Origin of the sequence: Chitinimonas arctica (genome assembly GCF_007431345.1) — a bacterium.
Lineage (GTDB): Bacteria > Pseudomonadota > Gammaproteobacteria > Burkholderiales > Chitinimonadaceae > Chitinimonas > Chitinimonas arctica.
In genome coordinates this window covers 945,414-967,166 of record NZ_CP041730.1, presented here as the reverse complement: position 1 = coordinate 967,166, position 21,753 = coordinate 945,414, and the positions used below count along the sequence as shown (strand labels likewise).

Here is a 21,753-nt window from a genome sequence, read left to right as displayed (position 1 = left end):
GTCGCTCATTCGCCCACCCCATGCACGGCAGCCGCTTGCTTGCCGGCGGTCGTCAGGTACTTCTCACCCTGCTGGTTCTCCGCCCACAGCCGGTACCAGTCAGCACGAACGCACAGCCGGAAGGCAGCACGCCAGTCCTTGTAGGTCTTCACGCCGTCCGAGTGACGGTCACGGAATTCGCACCAGCAGAGACGCAGGAAGTCTCTCGGGATGCCAGCCTGCTCGGCGTACTGGAACACCGAGTCGCCTTCAGGAATCGGCGTCTCGCCAGCAGCCTTGGTCGTCTCCAACCAGGCACGCATCGTCTGCTCGGTCCGCTTGGCTCGGGGCGATTTTTTGGCCTGGGGGACTACAGGGGGTTCTTCTTGTCTTTTGGAGTTGTCTATTGTGGGGGGGAATTCACCACGAATAGACGTGGGAATTTCACACGAACGTGGGGATTTCTGGATAGAACGTGGCGATTCCCCACGAACGAGATTCCAGCCCGATATATCAAGGTTTGGCGCGATTTCGGTACCAATCGCACGACGTTGGCCGCGCACGATCAAACCCATGGATTCCAGGGTCATCAGGGCACGCCGAACGTCGCCTTCGTCCATGGCGACCATCTCGGCCAGCTGGGTGGTGGCGATGAAATCCGAAGCCTTGTTGTAGCCCACGGTCTTGCGCAGGATGGCGCGGAATACCCGCTCCTGCTGCTTGCTCAAAGGCGAGCGCAACAGGGCATCCTCGACCGCAGTCGGGATGGCGACAAAGCTATGCTGAATGCGAGTCTCCTCCACCGGCACAACGGCCTTGGCAGCGCGGTAATCGACCAGGCGAACAACGCTGCTCATCGTGCGATCCTTTCCGCCCAAAACGCAGCCATGCGCTGACGCTGTTCAGGCGAGCGCGCCCGGATTTCGCCCAGGAAGCGGCTTTGTACGCGGCGAGCAGCCACGATGTCGCCAGCGGTATAGGCGGCTGCCATCAACGCACGGAAGCGGTCGATACGGCGTTCGCGCAGCCAGTCGGCGATACGCTGGTGCAATTGCTTAAGTTGATTCATAATTTCCTTCGTTCTTGCTCGAACATGAAGCCCCGCACCTAGGCGCGCTAACGCCTGCGGGGCTTTACCTTTTCTGCTGCGTACCAGCAGCACCTCAATCCGCTCACCTAAGGCGGCACCGTTAAATGTTCATGCGCGGGTTACCTCGAACGTATTTTGTTTGGGGAGTACGCCCTACACTGCGGCGTATGGCTTGGAGCGGCGAAAGCCGGCCCCAGAGTAAGTGCGCGGACTTATGCGACCTGACGCACCTTGCGCTCTGCTTTCCACCACCCGCGCAGTACGTCAGGTCGTAGCCGGGCAATGCGCCCGATGGCCGAGTCAGGGATGTCTTCGGACCACTGCGTCACGGCAGGCTGTGAGATGCCCAAGGTCCGGGCTGTTTGAGAGGCGCCACCAAGGAGAGAGAAGACGAATGCTTTTTTCATGACGTAACTATAAGTGAATTTACACGTATAGTCAAAGTATGTATAAGCACAAAATTGAAATTACTTGGTAAGCTTGCTTATATGAGCACTCTACTTAAAGATCGGATTTCCGAAGCCCTGCTACTCGCAGGGCTGGACCAGTCCGAGTTAGCCCGACGAATCGGCGTCTCATCAGTTGCAGTCAATGGCTGGTGTACAGGCGCAACCAAGTCCATCAAAGGGGAGAACCTGCTGAAGGCCGCCATGCACTTGAATGTGCACCCGATTTGGCTGGCGACCGGCAAGGGGGAGCGCTCCCCACATGGGCAAGGCAATATCAGTACGGAACCACGCCCCATCCGTACCTTTGAAGACGGGGATCCTTTAGAAGAAGACGAAGTGGAAGTAGCGAGATTGACGTTAAAAGCTTCTGCCGGCGGTGGCCGGCTTCAGTGGGAAATAGATACCAAAGGCACGCCCAACCGGTTCCGTAAGGGCTGGTGTAACCGTAAGGGCTTTGACCCAACCAAGTTGGTCACTATCATGGCAGACGGGGACAGCATGTCGCCCGCAGTGCAAGACTGCGCCTCGGTGACCATCAATACGGCCGATGTCAATGCTCGGAATGGCAATGTGTACGCCATCGATTACCAGGGCCAGTTCTATATCAAGCGCATCTTCATGGAAGCCGATGGCTCGGTCCGAATCAGTTCGGACAATCCAGACAAGATTCGACATCCAGACTGGCATGTCAATAAAGGCAACGGGGATGCATTGCGCATCCTCGGACGAGCAGTACAGGTGCAAAACGACATATAGCCCCCATCCGCCTATCTTGGCGGGCAACGATCCCACTTCCTAACTCAGCAGCCCGCCCTTTTGGCGGGCTTTTTGTTGCTCGTTCAGCTCAGTCGGCAGCGTACCTAGGCATGGCAATATTTACTTACAGACCGCTTATACCACTAACTTACAAATCACTTGCATCAAAATGTAAGTACGCTTACAGTTCACTCTATCGAGCCGATGCATGCCACGTCACCGGCTCCAGAGGCCTAGCGCCGCCCGATCTTTAACAACGCAGCAGGAAATCACGCCACGGTCTCAAACCGATGCGATGCACAGCCGGAAGCGCAAGAGCGGGCCGGCGGGTAGATGGGTATCACGCCCTTAGCGCAGATGAGGTAGCAGACATGTGGAAAGCGCCAGCCGGTGGCGCGAGATCACCGGACGCGTTGCCCAGCCACCGAAAGGCTGAGGGTGCCGCGCTTCACACGATAAGCGCACAAGCGAGTCAATCAGCCCCTTGTGGACTGGTTGGCTGTCTTGTTTCATGGAAGTCCCTCCACCATGGCACATGGGATGCCGTTAGGCGGGAGAAACGCGACGCAGCCGCGAATGTGCATATGCTGCTGACCACCCGGAAAGGCGGGTGCCTTCAAGCCCGGGAATTGGGCTGCCACGTCCGGTCGGAAGCCTTGTGTGGCAGTAAATGCTGGCCAGTTCCCGGCCTTGAGGGCGACCCTCAACCTTTTGCCTTGGACGCCTGGTCACACAGGCGTTTTTCGCCGCCGCTGCGTTTGCAGTGCGCGGCGATTTTTTTGGAGTCCACCTTGCAGTCCTATTCCCGAATCCTTTTCTACAAGGGCGTCGAACTGGAAGTCACCTACGACTACACCCCTGCGGAGGCCCGCAGCGCGACTTATCCAGGCCGCGCCGAGGAATATCTAACCACATGGGTGTTGGCGGGTGACGTCAATATCCTGCCGCTCCTCACAGAGAGGCAAATCCTCGAAATCGAACAGATGTTGGGCCTGCACGAAGATGAATACGACCTGCGGCAGGCTGCGTGACCCAACCAACCGAACCAAGCTGGTACCGCAATTGCACGACTTGTCACAACACGGGCGACGCCCAGGGGCGCGGTTATCAGGACTGCGCCCACTGCGACAGCGCCGACATCACTGCGGGCTATCTGGCCCGCCAGAAAGCCTAGCCATGATTCCACCGTCGACCAGCCGCCAAGGGCTGGAAACCGACCCCGCCGAGCCCACACCGCAAGCCAGGCAAATCGCCGTCTGGGCTTGCCTCTGGCTGGCCGGCTGGGTCGGCGTCTCCGCCCTGGTCGGCTGGCTTGAACCGTAGTTATCCAAAAGGAGATGCATGACCGCTTTATACGTCTTAGCCAAGGAATACCGCACCGCCGCCGAAAGGCTGGCTGATCTGGACCTGCCGCCGGAAATTGTTGCCGATACCCTCGAAGGGCTAGCCGGCGCCCTGGAGATCAAAGCCACCAATGTGGCGATGTTTATCCGCAATCTCGAAGCCAATGCCGAAGCGATCAATGCTGCCGAGAAACAAATGGCTGAACGCCGCCGTGCGATGGAAAGCCGGGCCGAGAACCTGCGCGACTATCTCAAGGGCGCGATGCAGGCGACCCAAATCAGCGTGATCGAAAGCCCCTACTTCAAGGTGGCGATCCGCAGCAATCCGGAAAGCGTGGTGATCGATGCCGCCAGCCAGATCCCGTCCGAGTTTATGCGCCAACCCGATCCCCCACCGGCCCTGCCCGACAAGAAGCTGATCGCCGAAGCCATCAAAGCCGGCCGCGACGTGCCCGGTGCCCACCTGGCACGCGGTCAGCGCCTCGATATTCGATAAGGAAGCCCATGAGTATTGCCACCATCGTCCTGGGCGAATCCGGGACGGGTAAGACCTATAGCCTGCGCGACCTTGATCCCGCACAAACGCTGTTGATCCAGGCCGTGCGCAAGCCCTTGCCATTCCGCTCGACGGGCTGGGCGCGCATGGACAGAGAGAAGAAACAACCCGGCAATATCTTCGTCAGCGACTTCAGCGCTCGCATCATCAACCTGATGCAGAAGACCAGCCGCAAAATCATCGTGTTGGACGACTTCCAGTATGTGCTAGCGAACGAGTTCATGCGGCGATCCAACGAGAGGGGGTTCGACAAGTACACCGAGATCGGCCGGCATGCCTGGGACATCCTCACCGTCGCCAACAACCTGCCCGACGACGTGCGGGTCTACATCCTGGCCCATACCCAGAACGACGAATACGGCCGGGTGAAGATGAAGACCATCGGCAAGCTGCTGGACGACAAAATCACCCTGGAAGGCTTGTTCACCATTGTGCTGCGCACTGTGGTGACGGATCGCCGCTTCCAATTCAGCACGATCAACAACGGCAGCGACACGGTCAAGGCGCCGCCCGACATGTTCCCCGACCAACTGATCGACAACGACCTGGCTGCTGTGGATGCCTGCCTATGCGACTACTACGGCATTTCGACCACGCACGCACCCGCTGCCTAATACCCCAACAAGGAATCTGCATGCCCCGTTCTTATAATCTCGACACCAAGGCTGCCGAAAAGGCCGATGCGAAATCCAGCCGCATCCAAACCACGGGTGAGTATATCGGCGCTTTCAAATACGCCATTGCGGTCAAATCCAGCCGCACCGGTACCGAAGGTATCGAACTGCATTTCGAGGATACCGATAAGCAAGAGGCACGCATTACGCTGTGGACGGCCAAGGCCAGTGGCGAAATGCTCACAGGCAATAATGTACTGCACGCCATCATGACGTGCCTATCCCTACGTGGCATCCAGGCCACGCGGCAGACAATCGAGCTGTACGATCACAAGGCCGGCGCCAAGGTGCCGAAGGATGTGGAAGCCTATGCCGAGCTGGCCGGCAAGCGCATCGGCCTGCTGCTGCAACTAGCGCCCGAGGAATACCTCGATCAAGCGCAAGAAATTAAGGTCGCCAACCGGATAGATCTGCACAGCGTCTTCAACCCGGATACCCGCATGCTGGCCTCCGAGATTCTGCGCCGGGCACCCAAGGCCGAGATGCTTGACCGGATGAAAGCCTCGCTCAAGGACAAGGCACTGAAGAAACTATCGGTAGGCAAGAGCAATACTGCGCCGGCAGGGCCGGCCAGCAGCGATAGTTTTGACGACTGCGACATCCCGTTCTAACGCCCCATCAAAGACCGAAATCCGTCCGTAATTCGCCGCTCAGCCTGAAAAGGACTACGGCGTAGGCGGATTGCTCATCTCCCTTCACCGAGCCCCCAGAGCCCAAAAAGCTGGGGGCTTTTTCCTGCCCGGACGAAATTGCGTGCCGGTGTCGGGATACCTCAAAACAGAAAGCCATCCCATGTATTTAGACGCCAGCACCCTATCCGGCGGGTCGTCGGACGATGACACCCTGATTGCCTTGCAGTACCACAACGCCCAATTGGCCGTCCGGGCCGATATGGCAGAGATTCTCTTGAAGACACTTCAGCGCGATACCGCGATTGCCATCGCTGCGCTGCGCCGCATTGCCAAGGCAGATGTGGCACCGGTAGCGGTCGTTGCCGCTGAGGCCCTACAGCAAATGGTGACGATATAAGCCAGCCCAGCCAATATACCTCGCAGAATTGAGAGAAAATTTTGAACAGAACAAACACCAGGGCTCTGCTGATTGCCGCGCTTCAGGTCGGCAGCAGCGTAAGCATCGATGAATTGGCAAATGGACTACTCCTCGATGCAAAGATCGTATGCGAGGAGCTCGGTATATTGGTTACTGAAGGTTCGGTTGTCGTCGAATCGGTGACCGACCAAAAACCACGCTATAGCCTCCGAAAAATCTACGCCGACTAAAGAAGCGCAACTAATTTTAAAAGGAGAGGGCGGTTATTCGCTACGTTACGATTGAAAAGCTGGCGGAATTGTCCGGATATTCAGCCGATGCAATAAGGAAAAAAGTTGCACGGGGTGTCTGGCTTCAAGACCAGGTATGGATAAAAGCGCCTGATGGAAGGGTGCTGATGGATTTGAAAGGGTATGAAACTTGGGTGGAATCAGGCGCGGTGTACGAGCTGCCTCAGCGAGCAGCATCGAAATCACGTTTTTCTATCGTGGAGAACGTTGTAGAGAGAGAATTAGGCTTAAGCCCACCCCCGCTAATCTTAAGGCAGCGGAAAAATACAAGGCCGCAATCGAGGACTCAATTTCAAAAGGAACCTTCAACTATCTAGCAACGTTTCCCGAATCCTCAAAAGCTGAAAAATATGTGGAGCGGAAGGGGCAGATACTGACGGTGGAAGTATTTCTGGATGCGTGGCTTGAGCGTCAAAGAAAGCACGTAAAGGCTAGTACATTCGATGGCTACCGTAAGATAATGCTCAATATTTTGATTCCGAATTTTGGCAATTTAAAGCTTGACGCACTTAAGCGCGCAACAATTAGGGGGTGGTGTCATTCCTTGGAATGCGGAAACAAACGCATTTCCAACATTCTCTCCCCGTTACGCATTGCCCTGCAGGAAGCTGTAGATGATGAGCTGATCGAGATGAATCCGCTTTATGGGTGGTCCTACAAGCGCAAAGAAGCTGTAAAGGAAGATGATGATGTCGATCCTTTCAGTCCCGACGAGCAAGCCATAATTCTGGCAAGCATTGATGGTCAATTCCATAATTTAGTTCAGTTTGCACTGTGGACCGGACTACGAACGTCTGAGTTTATTGCACTGGAATGGGGAGACATTGATTGGCGGCGGGGAAGTTTCCGCGTAAGCCGGGCAAAGACTTTGGCGGCCAAAGATCCGGAAGTGCCCAAGACCAAAGCGGGTAAGCGAGATGTCAAGCTATTGGAGCCGGCGCTTACCGCTTTGAAGGAACAGAAACAACATACTAGATTGCACCCCAGCAATCGTGTCTTTTTGAATCCTCATACAGGGCTGCCATGGACAGGAGATCAACAAATTCGATCCTTTTGGACAAGAGCGCTTACACAGGCCAAGATTCGCTACCGAAGACCGTATCAAACGCGCCACACCTATGCGTCTATGATGCTTTCGGCGGGGGAGTCGCCAATGTGGGTAGCCCAACAAATGGGGCATAGCGATTGGACTATGATTGCGCGCGTATATGGGCGGTGGATACCAGATGCAAATCCAACTGCTGGGAATAAGGCTTTGGAAGTTTTTGTCAAAACGCCAGCATTACGCCACCGTGAAGCCGTATAATACGGTGGCGTCGAGTTATATAGGGGGTTCGAATCCCCCCCTCTCCGCCAAGAATTCCTGCAAAATCAATAACTTGGATTTTGCATGTTGTCATTCTCATGACTGTTTTCGACCTGCTTTGTCGGGTAATGACAACATGGTAGCGACAACACTTTTAGAGCCCCGACTTCAGTTGGGGCTTTTTCATTACAACACCTGGTGCCGACGCCGGTTCGATTTACCTCTGCTGTCATAGAGGCACGCAAAGGCAACGCTTGATCGGAGGAAAAGCCAGGGGATGCAGCGCGCCATCCGTGAGGTCGCATAATTCATATTTTTCGACCAAATACCGTAACTGTTCCTTTGACATGAAGCGATTAAATAGCATCCCTGTCAATTCTGCGTGCCGGATACAGGCATGATCATTGCAATCGGTTTCTTTCAACTTTCCCAGGATCGGCTCTCTGAATAGATCTTTTTGCAATACGTCCTCCGTATTGTGTTGGGCATGATGAAAACGCTCAAAGCCAGCCGGACCAATCTGTTTTGCAAAATGAATCAACACCCGATCAAGTTCGCCAATCCTTAGTCTCTCTTGATATTATTTTTTGCTGATAAATTCGAATTTTTCGTGCTCGTATACATACATCACCTCACCCTTCTTGGTGATCTCCTTTTTTACCAGCAAGGGGCCTGGTCGTGTAAAGGCATACAGAAGGACATCTTTCTCGCAAATAAAATTCAGCAACGTATTGCAACAAGCATTGTAGCCAACCTCGCTAAATAACCCTAATCCAACCAGCTCCTTGCCTAAATGCGTACCGGGTGATAATTCAGGCAGTAATTTTAGAAGTGTTTTTATCTGGTCATCACTTTTCCCGGCTTGCCGCGCGTCGCGTAGAAAAGTATCGAACTTGGCCTCCGAATCATCAAAGTAATCATGCAGAAAGGTATTTTCTTTTTTTACTTCCTCGCTGTAAATAGATATCACATCCGGGCTCAGCGTGGAGCAATATCGCACCCACCCGGAGTTAAGAGAAATATCGGCTTGCGTTATTCCGGCTGGTTCCATCATGCTATTTTTCTCCGCGTTTAAATCGGTATCGTACTGCTTTCCGAAGCTTCCGGCTTCCAGAGCGCTCTACCACCGTCATTCGATAAAAATTGGCTAATCCTTTGGATGGCAGTTCCCTTTTGTCCGTTTGCCAATAACACTTTTAGCTCATGAATATCATGCTCACTCATGCCTGTCCGCAATAAAAATAGCACGGAAAATTTCCGCCTGATTTTTAACCCTGCCTCCGAAATAATTGTCGCACCTTTGCCTTCATTAAAAACGCCATTGTCTACTGCGGTCCACTTCGAAAATTCACGCTTATGCTCTGCGATGTCTTCTCTCGTCCGAGCGCCCCATGCTTTAGCTGCTTCTTTACCGCCCCCTAAATGCCGCGCCAGCAACGTCGCCGCGAGATGGTTGTTTGTCGCATGGTCATCGGTTTTTATTTGCGCTTCCAGTGTCGCGAGCAATTGATCATGGAGTGCATCAGCGGTTTTCTTTTGCGCCGTATTGTCGTGCCATGCTTTTCTTGCTTGTTCGCATAGCTGGCGATTTCGGCGGGTGCTATACGCTATCCATAAACCACCTGCCAGTAGCGCCGCCGCGCCGATTGCAGCCAGCGCAATCAAGCCGACACCTGTCGCGGCCAGGGCGATGGTAGTCACGCCTGCCGCAACGCCAATGGCGCCATAGAGAATTCGTTTTTTTGCATGGCTTCGTTCCTCTTTCTGTGCGCTTCGTTCGGCATCTTGGTTGATTCTAAACTGCTCATAAAAAGATTTATATACATTTTGAATGTGTTCGTATTCCGTGCGAGAATTCAGTTTGAAATCATGGGCAAGGTTTTTATATTTATAAAAGCGGACATTGTCCTCCGGGATTTTTTTTCCGGGCAAACTACCATCTTTCTTCAATAAGCCTTCCCGGGCAGCGGCCAGCTCTGCCAATGAAGGTTTATGATTGCGATCCAGACACCCTTCCATTTTGTCGCGTAAAAGTTTCGCAATTTGCCGCGCATTATTCGTCGCGCGCCATGCCAGCCCGCCCTGAACGATATGGGCTACCCCACTTGCCACCGACGCGGCGCCTCCCGCGATGCCCGCCGCCGGCGCGGCAAGATGTACGGCGGCACCGAGGGCCTCGGCTGCGCCGATAATGGACAGTCCCGCATTCCCTACCTGGAGTACGCCATCGCGTGCCCACTCAACCGCGCTGGTAGGCACCGCCTTGATCTGCTGTTTCAAGCCGATTTTTGCCTCACGGTACTGGGCGTGGGCGTAGGCACCCGTCAAAGGGCTCGCTATCGGGGTGGGTTCGCCGGCTTCCTTGCGTTCCGCCGTCTTGCTCGCTTCAAATTTCTTGGCATCGGGTTTGTTATCCCGCTTCTGCACCTGCGTCTTCCTGATGGCAATGGCCATCTTGATCGTGGCACGCCAATTCAAGCTCGCGTCGACCAAGCCAAACGCACCCCCCGCTAGACTAAAGATGCCGCCGGCTGCAGCCGGAAGCAAGGGGGCACGGTTACGGCAAGCGTCCACAATGGTGCTGGGACTTAGTGAGACATTGGCAAAGGTCTCCACGGTCCAGGGGCCGAGCAAACCATACTGTAGGTTGTACTCCTTTATTTTTTGCTTTTCGGGCGAACGCGAAGGGGCGGGTTTGTCAGGCTGCTTTGGGGAGGGATGGGAACGAATGCAGGTAAGCCGATGGAAGATGGCGGTCGGAATGGGGGGCATGTAAGACTCCTGCAGCGAGGGAGTAGGCAAACCGATTTTTTTGTATTGCTCGCAAATGCCTTATAAGCCATCAGCATCCAGTCGCGCATCTGTTTTTCGGAACGGCTTTTCAATTTGCCGACACGTCTGCCGGCTGCCGAATTCAATCCTGCAAGTCTGCCTTGGCGGCAAGGCCCCGACCGCGCCGGACGATCAACCGACGATGCAGGCCCTACCTCTCTCAGGCGCGGCATACCGTCCAATCTGTGCGGTATCGAACAATCCAGGCCAAGGCGTTGACGTATATTCTTCAATTCACGTTGAAGTGCAGGGAAGACCATGACTTCAGGTGGATGCGTTCCTATACAGCGGTGATGATCCCAAGGAGCTTCCATGACACAACTGTTGCAGGGCAAGAAAGGCCTGGTCATCGGCATCGCCAACAAGCACAGTATTGCTTGGGGATGTGCCAAGGCCTTCACGGCGGCTGGCGCCGAGCTGGCGGTGACATGGCTTAACGAAAAAGCCGAACCCCATGTGGCGCCGCTGGCGGAGGAGATCGGCGCCGGCATCCGCATGCAGCTGGATGTGGAGATACCGGGCCAGGATGCGGCAGTCTTCGACGCCATTGCCGAGCGCTGGGGCAAGCTCGATTTCGTATTGCATTCCATCGCCTTTGCGCCCAAGGATGACTTGCACGGACGGGTAGTGGACAGTTCACGCGAAGGGTTTGCGCGGGCGATGGATATTTCCTGCCATTCCTTCCTGCGCGTGGCACGGCTGGCGGAACCCTTGATGGCCGATGGCGGCACCCTGCTGACGATGAGCTATCTCGGCGCCGAAGAAGTGATACCCGACTATGGCCTAATGGGCCCGGTCAAGGCTGCGCTGGAATCAAGCGTACGCTACCTTGCCGCTGAGCTGGGGCCCAAGGGCATCCGCGTCAGTGCCGTCTCTCCCGGGCCGCTGGCGACGCGGGCAGCCTCGGGTATTGCCCATTTCGACGAACTGCTGGCTAACGCAGCCGCTCGCGCACCGCTGCGGCGCCTGGTCGACATCGACGACGTCGGTGCGCTGTGCGCCTTTCTGGTGAGTGGCGGCGCACGCATGATCACTGGCGACACGCTCTATGTCGACGGCGGTTACCATATTCTGGGATAGGACTTGAGCATGCACGACACCCCTACGCAAGCTGCTACAAAGACATCCACCCATGAGTCCTTGGGCATGGTGTACAACCGGGTCTTCGACGAAATCGCGATCGGTGACCATGCCAGTATGGAACGCACCCTGACCACCGAGGACATTACGCTGTTCGCGGTACTGTCCGGCGATGTGAATCCACAGCATATCGATGCCGAATTCGCTGCTTCGACGCGTTTCCACGGCGTCATTGCACACGGTATGCTGGGTGGTGCGCTGATCTCCGCGCTATTGGGCACGCGGCTGCCAGGTCCCGGCACCATCTACCTGGGCCAGACACTCAAGTTCCACGCTCCGGTACGAGTTGGCGACACGCTTACCGTCCGGGTCGAAGTGATTACACGCCATGAGGCAAAACAGCGGCTGATACTCGCCTGTAGCTGTACCAACCAAGCCGGCGTGGTGGTGATTTCCGGCGAAGCCGAAGTGCTGGCCCCCACGGAGCCTATATCCAGGCCGCGTACTACCTTGCCCGAGGTGCGATTGACGGTCGGCAACGAAGGGCTGAACAAGCTGTTGGATCATGTCCTGCCGCTGGGCCCCATCCGTGCCGCTGTAGTCCACCCCTGCAGCAGCCCGTCGCTGTCGGCCGTGCTGGATGCGCGCACAGCCGGCTTGATCGATCCGGTACTGGTGGCGCCGCGGGCAAAGCTTGTCGCGCTGGCCGCCGAGCTGGGCGCGAGCCTCGAGGGTGTCGCTATCGAGGATGTGCCGCATAGCCACGCCGCGGCGGCCCGCGCGGTCGAATTGGCTTTGCTGGGCGAAGTGAGGATATTGATCAAAGGCAGCTTGCACACCGATGAGCTGATGCAGGCGGTCGTTGCGGATAGCGGGGGCTTGCGGACCGAGCGACGCATGAGCCATTGCTTCCTGATGCAGACCCCGGCCTACCCTCGGCCCTTTATCATCACGGATGCCGCCATCAATATCGCACCGACCCTTAGCCAAAAGGCGGATATCGTGCGCAATGCCGTGGATCTGGCCCATGCGATCGGCGTGGCGATACCGCGCGTGGCCATACTGGCTGCCGTGGAGACGGTGAATCCGCATATGCCCGCCACGCTGGATGCGGCCGCGCTATGCAAGATGGCCGACCGGGGCCAGATCACCGGCGCCATACTCGATGGCCCGCTGGCTTTCGACAACGCGGTTTCCGTTGCCGCTGCCCGCATCAAGGGCATTCAATCCGATGTGGCCGGCCAGGCGGACATATTGGTCGTTCCGGATCTGGAGAGCGGCAATATGCTCGCCAAACAGCTTGAATATCTCGGTGGCGCCGCCAGTGCCGGTATTGTCATGGGGGCACGCGTGCCCATCGTCCTGACCAGCCGCGCGGATTCGCGCGAGTCGCGCATTGCCTCCATCGCCGTGGCCTCGCTGCTGGCACACGGCCATACCGGGAGCAAGCCGTGAGCGGCGTCATCCTCGTGCTTAACTGCGGCTCATCCAGCATCAAGTTCGCGCTGTTCGATGCCGCTACCGACATAGCCAGGACGCCGCGTTTGCATGGCAAGGTCGATGGCGTGACCGAGCCCGAGGCGACTCTGACAAGCCAAGGCTACTCCCAAGCGCTTATCCTCGGCCGTGAACAACCCTATCACCACGCGCTGACCCATATCATTTCGCATGTCGAGCGATATCTGGCGGACGAACGCCTTGTTGCCGTCGCCCATCGCGTTGTGCACGGCGGTACACGCTATACCTCGCCCGTATTGGTCGATGCTGCCGTGTTGGCCGATCTGCGCAGCTATATTCCCCTTGCGCCGCTGCATCAGCCCTTCGCGCTGGAGGCGATGGAAATCCTCTTGTCCCTTGATCCGGTGCCACCTCAGATCGCGTGCTTCGACACGGCTTTCCACCACACACTGCCGGATGTCGAGCGCATGCTCCCGCTGCCCTGGTCGGCTTGGGAGCGCGGCTTGCGCCGCTACGGATTCCACGGCCTCTCCTATGAATATCAGTCCATCGTTCTCGCTGAACGCTATGGCGATGCGGCGCGTGGCCGTACGATCATTGCCCACCTGGGCAGTGGTGCCAGCCTGTGCGCCATGCAGAACCTACGAAGCGTGGCGACCACCATGGGCTTCTCGGCACTTGACGGGCTGATGATGGGAACGCGCTGTGGCGCGCTTGATCCGGGCGCTTTGCTCTACCTGATGGAAATCGACAAACTGAGCCCGGCCGAGCTTGGCCGCCAGCTTTATCACGAATCCGGGCTGCTCGGTGTATCGGGCCACTCCGCCGATCCGCGCGCGCTGCTGGAAGTCGAAAACAGCAACGCACAAGCACGTGCTGCGCTGGCACTGTATATACGCCGTATCGTGCGGGAGATCGGCGCCCTGGTTGCCGTATTGGGCGGCCTGGAGATGCTGGTATTCACCGCGGGGGTCGGTGAGCACAATGCCACCATTCGTCAACGAATCTGCCAGGGCTTTGCCTACCTAGGGCTTGCCATCGATGATGAAGCGAATGGTCAGCATGCCTACCTTGTTTCGACATCCGATAGCCGGGTAAAGGTCGCGGTAGAGCCAAGCAATGAAGAATGGGTAGCGGCCTGTAAAGCCGCAAACATGCTCCCGCATTTGTCGGGATGAACCCGTACACACCGAGATGCCTTACATCGCCAATTCATTCGGCAGCAGGCGGTCATACTCTCTTTTGACCACCGCGTAGCACTCGCAGCTGCGCGCCTCCAGACCCAGCCGATCGAGTACCGAAATATGGCCGCGCGCGTAGCGTATCAACCCCGCGCTCTGCAGCTTGAGTGCGGCCTCGGTGACGCCCTCCCGCCGTACCCCCAGCATGTTGGCGAGCAGCTTCTGGGTCATCACCAATTCGTCACCCTGCAGACGATCCAGGCTGAGCAGTAGAGAGCGGCACAACTGATTGTCGAGCGAGTGGTGCCGATTACATACCGCGGTTTGCGATATCTGGGTAATCAGCGCCTGGGTATAGCGCAGCAAGAGATTCAGTACCGGGCCGGCCCGGTCGAATTCTTCCTTCATGATCCGGGCTCGCAGCCTGAACCCCAAGCCTGCGCTTTGCACCTCCGCCCGGCTGGGGGTGGATTCCCCACCCATGAAGAGCGAGACCCCTACCACTCCCTCGTTCCCGACCACCGCGATTTCTGCCGGCGCGCCGTTTTCCATCACGTACAGCATGGAGACGATGGCGGTAGTGGGAAAGTACACATGGCTCATCCTGCTACCGGATTCGTACAGTACCTGGCCTAGCGACATTTCGACCGCTTCCAGCTCCGGCAGCCAGCGCAGCCATTCGGCTTCGGGTAGAGCAGCCAGCAGATGGTTATCCCTGGGGTTGGGCGGGTCGATCATGGTGAGCCTCCTGAGCTGATATCCGTGGTGGCTATCCAAGTAGCCTTCTCGTTGCGGCAAAGGGTATACGCCTCTGGTGCTGTCTTATGTCTGGTAGCGTACATAGGCATCCCTACCCGGTGCGGGTATTTGTCGTTCTTCAGCCTAACGGTGTGAAGGTTGATAGGCACAGGCCCTGTTACGCCATGTGATGCGCTACCGACCCTCGACATCAAGCCTGAAAAGGCGTGGCAAACCGATCATCAAAGCCATTCAACAGCTAAAAACAGAAATTTTGTCTAAATCCAAGCAGCTATCGCAATACATGACATGTAAATTTAATAGGTTGTTTTAGCAATTAGACACGTCAGAACGAACAGTTTATGACGGCCGCCAAGTCGGGATAGGAGCTGGTTTTAATTTGCGGCTTGACTTTCAAATCCAAACATATCGACCCCATTTCAACTGGAGAGTCTTAAAGTATGAAAAAAGGTATCTATCTTTCAATATTCTTTGCGATTGCGCTACCATTTCAAAGCGCCGTGTGGGCAGCTCCCGCACCGCGCCCCGACGCCATAAGGCCGTTGAGTAGGACGGATTTTATTAAAATCGAATCGGCTCGATTTAACTACTATAAAGCCGGCCGCTGCCCTGATGCAACCATCGCAACACCGTGCGCCATGCTTGCAGTCCGTGGGTTCTCGACCGACTTAGGGGAGGTGGATGAAAATTGGGGATATATAAGCTACAACACCGAAGATGTTAGCATCTTCCTGCAAAATTATCTTATTTACCAATACAACCCCCGGTTTCCCCAGGGTATTTCAGTACTTGATCCCAATTCCGGCAGGGTTTTGACGCAAAGCAAGATAATCTCACGAAATCAGCCTGATTTAACCATTGATTGCTTGGGCGGAAATCATAAGCCCTATATATATGGCTTTAATGGGGAGGTTACGACGATACCAATGTGTGTAAATGGGATAGTGGCGACCCGCGTGGACAAGGATAATAAATATGCAAATCAGATAATTTATCAAGCCGAGCCTGCGCCCTGGGGGAGTGGTGGGATGTTTTACGTCAATACCTATCACACGCAACAGAATCGCTTTTTGAATAAGACCCCTTTTGCACTCGGTCTGGTTAGCGAAGACGCTGCATTGATACAACGAGCAACGGCTGCTCCCGATACTGTGCAATTTTGGCCGTTCAGGTTAAGCCCGGACGGAAAGGAATTACGCGTAAATTCGATTTTGACGTTTTCCAGGGTCGCGCCCAGCCCGATTGCGGAATTCTCATGGAGTTCGACCGGATATAGGAAAAATCCTCGATACACCGATGTGTACTATGATTTTTCTGCGTATATCACGCCCGACGGGATTCTACTGAATCCAGATGGCAGCAGGAAATACGATTAAGCAAATCGGGGTACGGGCCGTACCCCGACTGCGTCATGGCTGAGATGTGCGTTGGCGATTCACCATTTGCCAAGCTTGGCAGCCGAGGCGCCATTTCTTTTCCTCAATGCTACCTAATCTGGTCGAAATAGCCACTGGCAGCGTTCCTCGCTGTCAGTTACCCAATCGCGGGATTTTTTCCTTAAATCCAATCGCAAGCTTTCGAAATAGTTGTGGATTTATTGAAATTAGGAATGTCCATCGGAATACTGTGGCCTTTCTTCTTGGAGGCGGTACTTTGTCGATATTGCCTGGAACGAGTGTGCAATCTTATTCGCATCAAGAATGAATAGGCGCGGCAAGCGGATGTCAAAAAAACAGAAAGCATGTCCGAATTAAAGCAGCGAGCACACAGCAGTGAAAGTAAATTACGGCGGCTGTTTGTTGTGTAACAGGAACCACAGAATAAACAGCTTGCGATGGTAACGCGGATGGCGGCCAAGTCGGAGAAGGACTTGTATCTCCTCTGTAACTGGGCTTCAAACCCTATATATCGACCCCCTTCCCACTAGAGAGTCTTAAGTATGAAAAAAAGCATCTGTTATTCAATTTCGCTTGCGTGTGTGCTGGCGTTTCAAAGCGCCGCGTGGGCTGCGCCTACATCTAGTCCCGCCCCACTGAGGATCTTGAAAACAGGGGAAGTGGTCAAGATCGATTCGGCTCAATTCAACTACTATAAAGCAGGTCGCTGCCCCGATGCTACCATTGCTACACCGTGCGCCATGATGAATATCCGCACCTCATCGTCAACGGGTGAGCAAACGAATGAAAAATGGGGATATATCAGCTACGACACCGAAGATGTCAGCATTTTCTTACAGAATTATCTTATGTATATGAAAGTGCCCAAGGGGAATCAACTCCCGGAAGGCGTATATTTAGCCAATCCCATGTCCGGCGGAAATTTATCGCAAAGCATGCTGGATTCGCGAAATCAACCCGATTTGACCATCAACTGCTTGGCGGAGGGGCAGCCACGTACCTTTGCGGGTGATTTTTATCTTGCACGGATACCGCTTTGTGTGAATGGAATCGTGGCAACTCGCGTAGACAAGGATAATAAGTATTCAAATAAGATAATTTATCAACCCGAGGCTGGTCACGGAGAGAAGGGTGGCGTGTTTTATGTGGACACTTATGCCACTCAGCGCTCCGCATTTAAAGCCCCGCTTTCTGTCACCCTTCAAAGCGAAGATGCCGCAATGATAAGTCGAGCAAGGCCAGTAGCGGACATCCTGCAATTTTGGCCTATCAAGATCACGCATTCCGGTATCGGTTGGAGTGTTTGGAAAGAAAATTCGATTTTAACGTTTTCCAAGATATCCACCACCCCCGTTGCGGAATTCTTATGGAACGGAGGGGCTTATAAAAGAAATGAGCAGCTCGCCAATGTGTATTATGATCTTTCTGCCTATATAACACCCGATGGGACGCGACTGAACCCAGACGGCAGCAAAAAATACGACTAAGCAAAGTATCGAGCTGATTGCAAGCTGCTCGCCGAAGATTCGAAGCATTTGCCTTGGCGTGTTTCGGCCGCGAGCAGTTTGGATAGTCTGATGGGCGCTGTACGTGATAGCGCCCGGACCATGCTTGGCCTGAAGGGGCTTCCAAAAGCCCCTTCAAGCCTTATTTGGTTCCCAGCGCGCTATAGACTTCGGGCCTGTGAGCACGCAGGGCACCGCCTGCCCGGTCGGCGAAGTAAGCCGAGCACCGCAACTTGCCAACGTTTGGAGGATCTTGCGGTCCTTGCTCGGAGAGTTGCGACCAAAGCCGATCAAGTTGCATTTCATCCTCTTGCACTTCGCTCGCTGGCCTCGGTGAAGCGGCCTCCATCTGCCGCCACAAGATAGCTGCACGATCGATTGCTGCTTTGTCGGCGCGCTTCCACTTGGCGATGTCATTCGCGATCTGCTTGGCGATGCCCGGATACGCTTTAGCGCACCGCGTGGCGATACCTTCGGCCGCATATACCCAGATATGCATGTTCGCGGCTGCGGCGTAGCGATCGATATCCTGGGCGCTTGCCGGCAAGGTGTAGCACAGGAGGATTCCTGCTATGAGGGCGGATGAGGATAGTTTCATGGCTGTGTGACGCTAGCGATTGGACAGGGATTGGATGGGTTCATGGCACATTCTTGATTCTTCGCGGGGACCGCGGACAACGCCGCTTTGTGCCATAGTGCAAGTCTACCCGCGTCACGAAGTATAGAGTTGGAAATTGTTTCGAATGCGTACGCTTGATACTTATTCAAGTTGTTTTCCTCATTGAAATAGCTTCCGCTCTTTGCTGCAAGCATGAATTTCAGCGCGGTGATCTCGTGAGGGTTCATTCCGGCTGTTTCCAATAGATGGGTTGCTAATTGCATTAGCACCGCGCGAATGTCATCTTTGGCTTGATTTGTTTCATCTCCAAGATGTTTCATAAGCAACACTACGGTGAAATAAGGATTGTTGGTTTTAGCGTCGGCGGCATTTTTATTTTCTGAACAAAATCCTGTATTTCCACAGCTTTCCTGCAGCACAGTGGAACTCCGACAGTTTCTCACCAGCCTGCTAACCCCTACTGAATACCAAACCGATAAGCCGGCAGCGGTGCTCCGGTTCAGGAATCAAGGCCTAGCTCGTATGGGTGATTCTGACGACAAGTGCAGAGTTTGCTTACGAGAAGATGCCCCCCGCTTACCTGTTTTTGGCCCATCGGCCGTACCTACTCCCGCAGTACCGCGGTCGGGACACGATTCCCTTGGCTGCGCCTGGTGAACGATCGTTCTCTTTGCGCTAGAATCCACCCAACAGGGATGGAACGAGGAAGGGACGGTATGTGCGAGGCAATCCAATACCAAGGCCGGCAGGTGTGGTTTCGCATCGAGGGGGCCCAGCTACCCGTGATCCGCAAGGACGGCGCCATTGCGATGCTGCCATGGGGGCTGCGCCAGGCGGATCGGCATGTCCACCTCCACAATGGCGCGAATGTGCTGCTGCAGCAGCTGGGCGAGGATGAATGGAAAAGATTGCACCCCGTTCCCGTCAGGCTGGCGGTGGAACGCTTCTGCCAGGTGGACAAGGAAGGGACGCAGCATTGGTTCGACGTCGCGCCCGGCAAGTTGATGCGGGGCGTGCTGGTGAAATGGCGGGACGATGCACGGGTTTACCTGTTGACCGAGCACCGCAGCGTGGACAATCCCAACCCACGCGCGCTGTGGCCGGTTTTCCGTCTGGCGGACCAGGCGTAGCGCACGATTCGACCGTTCGGAAGCTGAGGCCGCGAGAAAGGCCTGAATTGCGGCGATTGGAAATATATTATTCTAGACTGAATAGTGGGCCGAGTATTTCGCTGTCGTACTTCGCCGACTTGGTAGGGGCGGTGATAGCGAAGCAAACCGTTTTCGCGGCAAATAATCAGAACGACGCTTATTGCAAGGATGTACTTGGCGCTGCAGGAGGAAGCCGAGATCAGCCGCAGCCCTAGCTGCGCTGTTTTCCTTTACTTCCTGGAGACGCACCATGTTTGCTAGATGGTTGGACAATTTGCTGTTGTGGCACAAATTCATGATTCTGGGTGTGTTGGGGCTACTGTTGGTCGGTCCACCGCTCTATCTTTATGTCCATAACACCAATGTTGCGATTGCAGCATCGCTGCTTGAGCAGGATGGCAATGTCCCGGGCAAGACATCCTTGCTCCTGTTGCAGCAGATGCAAATGCATCGCGGGCTGTCCGGTGTTTTTTTGGGTGCGAACCTGATGGCCGAGAAGCGGCAGGCCAAGCAGGCCGAGGTCGATGCCACGCTGGCCTTGCTGGAAAAGCAGTTGCTTTCGGCGGGCCAGGGAGTCAACCAACGGCTGATCCAGGTGCAAGCGGACTGGCGCGCCGTGTCAGGGGGAGTGAGCAACCGTTCGCTTTCCGTCGCGCAGAGTTTTCAGCAACACACCGCGCTTTGTCTTTCGGTCCTGAAATTGCTGGAGGGCGTAGCGGATAGCTATGGCCTGTCGCTGGACCCGGATGCGGACACCTATTATCTGATGCGTACGGTCTATTTCGATGCGCCGCCCATAACGGAAGCGCTGGGTCAGGCCCGTGGCAAGGGCGCCGGCATTCTGGCGACCCGGCAGATCGATCCCGATACCCGGGCAATGATGCACGGTCTGCTCGCCAATGCCAGCAGCCTCAACGCACAGTTATCCAACACGCTGGGGAAGGCCTTTGCGGCAAACACGGCGCTCAAGCCGGAACTGGGCGCCTTGCTTGCCGAGGCGGACAAATCCGCCTCGGCGGCGATCGAACTGGCCAATACCAAGGTGGCCAGCGCAGCGGACCTCGACTATCCGGCCACGGACTATATCGGATCCTTTACCCGCACGATCGACGGCGAGTTCAGCTTGGTCGGCACGTCCTTGAAGCAACTCGATCGCCTGATCCAGCAGCGCATCGCCGATCAAAGGCAGACCCGTAACCTATTGACCGGCGTGGTGATGCTGATCGCCGCCCTGGCCAGCCTGATGGCCTGGCGCATCGCGCTCAGTGTGCTGCGGCCGATGACGGCGGCGTTGGCGGCGGTAGAGACGATCGCCGGAGGGGACCTATGCAAGCCGATCGCAGTGGGTGGCCGGAGCGAGGCCGGGAAAATGCTGACGGCTTTGCAAGCCATGCAGACGCAGTTGCGCGCGACGATAGGAAGCGTGTTGGCCAATGCCGATGCGGTGGCGGTGGCGGCGAGACAGATGGCTGGGAGCTCTCACGAAGTCTCCTTGGCTTCGGCCCGGCAAAGCGAATCATCCGCCTCGATGGCCGCGGCCGTCGAGCAGCTTACCGTAAGCATCAGCCATGTCAGCAACAACGCCGGCGAGGCGGAAAAGTCGGCGACCGACGCGGAGGGGCAGGCCCGCGATGGCGCCAAGGTGATTCAGATCGCGGCCAGCAATATCCGTGGTGTGGCGGCGGAGCTGCGCGGCACGGCCGAGGTGATTACCGAGCTGGGCGCCCAGTCGCAGCAGATTTCGGGCATTGTCGAGGTGATCCGCGAGGTGGCCAATCAAACCAATCTGTTGGCGCTCAATGCCGCCATCGAAGCGGCGCGGGCCGGCGAGGCGGGACGCGGCTTCGCGGTCGTGGCGGATGAGGTGCGCAAACTGTCCGAGCGCACCAGCGGAGCGACCAAGGAGATAGGCGATATGATCAGCCGTATCCAGTCGTATACGGCGGAATCGGTGTCGGGTATGCATGGCGCGGTGAAGCTGGTGGATGAGGGGGTCAAGCAGGTCAACCAGGCCGCCGAAGCGATTGATCATATTTCCACCAATGCGACCGAGGTCGAATCCGCGGTCGATGTCATCAGTTGCGCCTTGAAGGAGCAAATGTCCGCCAGCAACCAGATTGCCGTCAACATCGAACAGATTGCACAAATGTCGGAAGAAAATAATTCATCTGCGTTGCAGTCCGACCAAGCCGCCCAGACCCTGCTGGCGCTGGCGGCAAAGATGCGCGAGACCATCCTGGTGTTCCGCCTGCAGTAATTCGGGAGGGTCAGCCAGCGC

The 21,753-nt window shown here is 55.9% G+C and carries 23 protein-coding genes and 1 pseudogene; 16 read left to right on the top strand and 8 right to left on the bottom strand.

Annotation, left to right across the window (positions count from 1 at the left end; genetic code table 11):
• Nucleotides 1–5: 5 nt before the first annotated feature.
• From FNU76_RS04270 to FNU76_RS25165, 3 genes are all read right to left on the bottom strand, one after another.
• Nucleotides 6–836 carry a replication protein gene (locus FNU76_RS04270; RefSeq protein WP_143856557.1) on the bottom strand — a complete coding sequence of 277 codons (831 nt, stop codon included), beginning with the start codon at nucleotides 834–836 and terminating at the stop codon, nucleotides 6–8.
• Complete coding sequence (locus FNU76_RS04265; protein ID WP_143856556.1) at nucleotides 833–1,048, bottom strand: hypothetical protein; 216 nt, start codon at nucleotides 1,046–1,048, stop codon at nucleotides 833–835. The genes FNU76_RS04270 and FNU76_RS04265 overlap by 4 nt, the downstream gene beginning before the upstream one ends.
• Before the next feature lie 233 nt (nucleotides 1,049–1,281).
• Nucleotides 1,282–1,476 (bottom strand): Cro/CI family transcriptional regulator, encoded by a 195-nt coding sequence (locus tag FNU76_RS25165; protein WP_143856555.1) that lies wholly within the window; start codon nucleotides 1,474–1,476, stop codon nucleotides 1,282–1,284.
• A gap of 81 nt (nucleotides 1,477–1,557) precedes the next feature.
• Here FNU76_RS25165 and FNU76_RS04255 point away from each other — a divergent pair, with 81 nt between their 5' ends.
• The 9 genes and pseudogenes from FNU76_RS04255 (at nucleotide 1,558) to FNU76_RS04225 (ending at nucleotide 7,493) form a co-directional block, all read left to right on the top strand.
• A complete protein-coding gene (locus tag FNU76_RS04255) occupies nucleotides 1,558–2,274 on the top strand; it encodes a LexA family transcriptional regulator (RefSeq protein ID WP_143856554.1) in 717 nt (238 codons plus the stop codon).
• A 584-nt stretch (nucleotides 2,275–2,858) separates the two neighbouring features.
• Nucleotides 2,859–3,305 carry a hypothetical protein gene (locus FNU76_RS04250; protein ID WP_143856553.1) on the top strand — a complete coding sequence of 149 codons (447 nt, stop codon included), beginning with the start codon at nucleotides 2,859–2,861 and terminating at the stop codon, nucleotides 3,303–3,305.
• Nucleotides 3,306–3,450: 145 nt separating this feature from the next.
• Nucleotides 3,451–3,597: a hypothetical protein gene (locus tag FNU76_RS24045; protein ID WP_179958345.1), complete on the top strand. Its 147-nt coding sequence runs from the start codon at nucleotides 3,451–3,453 to the stop codon at nucleotides 3,595–3,597.
• A gap of 18 nt (nucleotides 3,598–3,615) precedes the next feature.
• Nucleotides 3,616–4,113 carry a siphovirus Gp157 family protein gene (locus FNU76_RS04245; RefSeq protein ID WP_143856552.1) on the top strand — a complete coding sequence of 166 codons (498 nt, stop codon included), beginning with the start codon at nucleotides 3,616–3,618 and terminating at the stop codon, nucleotides 4,111–4,113.
• A gap of 8 nt (nucleotides 4,114–4,121) precedes the next feature.
• The gene (locus FNU76_RS04240; RefSeq protein WP_143856551.1) at nucleotides 4,122–4,787 is read left to right on the top strand and encodes an AAA family ATPase; all 666 of its coding nucleotides are present in this window, start codon (nucleotides 4,122–4,124) and stop codon (nucleotides 4,785–4,787) included.
• Between the two features lie 20 nt (nucleotides 4,788–4,807).
• On the top strand, nucleotides 4,808–5,458 hold the full coding sequence (locus tag FNU76_RS04235; protein ID WP_143856550.1) for a hypothetical protein: 651 nt from the start codon (nucleotides 4,808–4,810) through the stop codon (nucleotides 5,456–5,458).
• A gap of 181 nt (nucleotides 5,459–5,639) precedes the next feature.
• On the top strand, nucleotides 5,640–5,876 hold the full coding sequence (locus FNU76_RS04230) for a hypothetical protein (protein ID WP_143856549.1): 237 nt from the start codon (nucleotides 5,640–5,642) through the stop codon (nucleotides 5,874–5,876).
• Nucleotides 5,877–6,195: 319 nt separating this feature from the next.
• Nucleotides 6,196–6,270: pseudogene (locus FNU76_RS25425) on the top strand (hypothetical protein); the annotation flags it as partial.
• Nucleotides 6,271–6,317: 47 nt separating this feature from the next.
• Nucleotides 6,318–7,493 (top strand): site-specific integrase, encoded by a 1,176-nt coding sequence (locus FNU76_RS04225; protein WP_143856548.1) that lies wholly within the window; start codon nucleotides 6,318–6,320, stop codon nucleotides 7,491–7,493.
• A 580-nt stretch (nucleotides 7,494–8,073) separates the two neighbouring features.
• Here FNU76_RS04225 and FNU76_RS04220 read toward each other — a convergent pair.
• Both FNU76_RS04220 and FNU76_RS04215 read right to left on the bottom strand, forming a co-directional pair.
• On the bottom strand, nucleotides 8,074–8,547 hold the full coding sequence (locus FNU76_RS04220) for a hypothetical protein (RefSeq protein WP_143856547.1): 474 nt from the start codon (nucleotides 8,545–8,547) through the stop codon (nucleotides 8,074–8,076).
• Nucleotides 8,548–8,564: 17 nt separating this feature from the next.
• On the bottom strand, nucleotides 8,565–10,265 hold the full coding sequence (locus FNU76_RS04215) for a hypothetical protein (protein WP_143856546.1): 1,701 nt from the start codon (nucleotides 10,263–10,265) through the stop codon (nucleotides 8,565–8,567).
• A gap of 372 nt (nucleotides 10,266–10,637) precedes the next feature.
• Here FNU76_RS04215 and fabI point away from each other — a divergent pair, with 372 nt between their 5' ends.
• From fabI to FNU76_RS04200, 3 genes are read left to right on the top strand one after another with little or no spacing between them, the layout of a single operon-like run.
• Nucleotides 10,638–11,405, top strand: a complete 768-nt coding sequence (fabI, locus tag FNU76_RS04210; protein ID WP_143856545.1) for an enoyl-ACP reductase FabI — start codon at nucleotides 10,638–10,640, stop codon at nucleotides 11,403–11,405.
• A gap of 9 nt (nucleotides 11,406–11,414) precedes the next feature.
• A complete protein-coding gene (locus FNU76_RS04205) occupies nucleotides 11,415–12,860 on the top strand; it encodes a bifunctional enoyl-CoA hydratase/phosphate acetyltransferase (protein WP_143856544.1) in 1,446 nt (481 codons plus the stop codon).
• Entirely contained in the window at nucleotides 12,857–14,041 is a 1,185-nt protein-coding gene (locus FNU76_RS04200; RefSeq protein WP_143856543.1) for an acetate/propionate family kinase, read from the top strand. The genes FNU76_RS04205 and FNU76_RS04200 overlap by 4 nt, the downstream gene beginning before the upstream one ends.
• 21 nt (nucleotides 14,042–14,062) lie before the next feature.
• On the opposite strand, the gene FNU76_RS04195 is transcribed toward FNU76_RS04200, so the two are convergent.
• Nucleotides 14,063–14,782, bottom strand: coding sequence for a Crp/Fnr family transcriptional regulator (locus tag FNU76_RS04195; RefSeq protein ID WP_143856542.1), 720 nt, complete (start codon nucleotides 14,780–14,782; stop codon nucleotides 14,063–14,065).
• A 461-nt stretch (nucleotides 14,783–15,243) separates the two neighbouring features.
• Between FNU76_RS04195 and FNU76_RS04190 the strand changes: the two genes are divergently transcribed.
• Both FNU76_RS04190 and FNU76_RS04185 read left to right on the top strand, forming a co-directional pair.
• The gene (locus FNU76_RS04190) at nucleotides 15,244–16,179 is read left to right on the top strand and encodes a hypothetical protein (RefSeq protein WP_143856541.1); all 936 of its coding nucleotides are present in this window, start codon (nucleotides 15,244–15,246) and stop codon (nucleotides 16,177–16,179) included.
• 563 nt (nucleotides 16,180–16,742) lie between these two features.
• Nucleotides 16,743–17,687 (top strand): hypothetical protein, encoded by a 945-nt coding sequence (locus tag FNU76_RS04185; protein WP_143856540.1) that lies wholly within the window; start codon nucleotides 16,743–16,745, stop codon nucleotides 17,685–17,687.
• A 160-nt stretch (nucleotides 17,688–17,847) separates the two neighbouring features.
• Here the strand turns inward: FNU76_RS04185 and FNU76_RS04180 are convergent, their stop codons facing one another.
• Both FNU76_RS04180 and FNU76_RS04175 read right to left on the bottom strand, forming a co-directional pair.
• The gene (locus tag FNU76_RS04180) at nucleotides 17,848–18,303 is read right to left on the bottom strand and encodes a hypothetical protein (protein ID WP_143856539.1); all 456 of its coding nucleotides are present in this window, start codon (nucleotides 18,301–18,303) and stop codon (nucleotides 17,848–17,850) included.
• A complete protein-coding gene (locus FNU76_RS04175) occupies nucleotides 18,300–18,743 on the bottom strand; it encodes a hypothetical protein (protein ID WP_143856538.1) in 444 nt (147 codons plus the stop codon). Before FNU76_RS04175 ends, FNU76_RS04180 begins: the two co-directional genes overlap by 4 nt.
• A 297-nt stretch (nucleotides 18,744–19,040) precedes the next feature.
• Here FNU76_RS04175 and FNU76_RS04170 point away from each other — a divergent pair, with 297 nt between their 5' ends.
• Together FNU76_RS04170 and FNU76_RS04165 are read left to right on the top strand one after the other, a co-directional pair.
• Nucleotides 19,041–19,454: a hypothetical protein gene (locus FNU76_RS04170; RefSeq protein ID WP_143856537.1), complete on the top strand. Its 414-nt coding sequence runs from the start codon at nucleotides 19,041–19,043 to the stop codon at nucleotides 19,452–19,454.
• 271 nt (nucleotides 19,455–19,725) lie between these two features.
• Complete coding sequence (locus FNU76_RS04165; RefSeq protein ID WP_143856536.1) at nucleotides 19,726–21,732, top strand: methyl-accepting chemotaxis protein; 2,007 nt, start codon at nucleotides 19,726–19,728, stop codon at nucleotides 21,730–21,732.
• The last annotated feature ends 21 nt before the right edge of the window (nucleotides 21,733–21,753 follow it).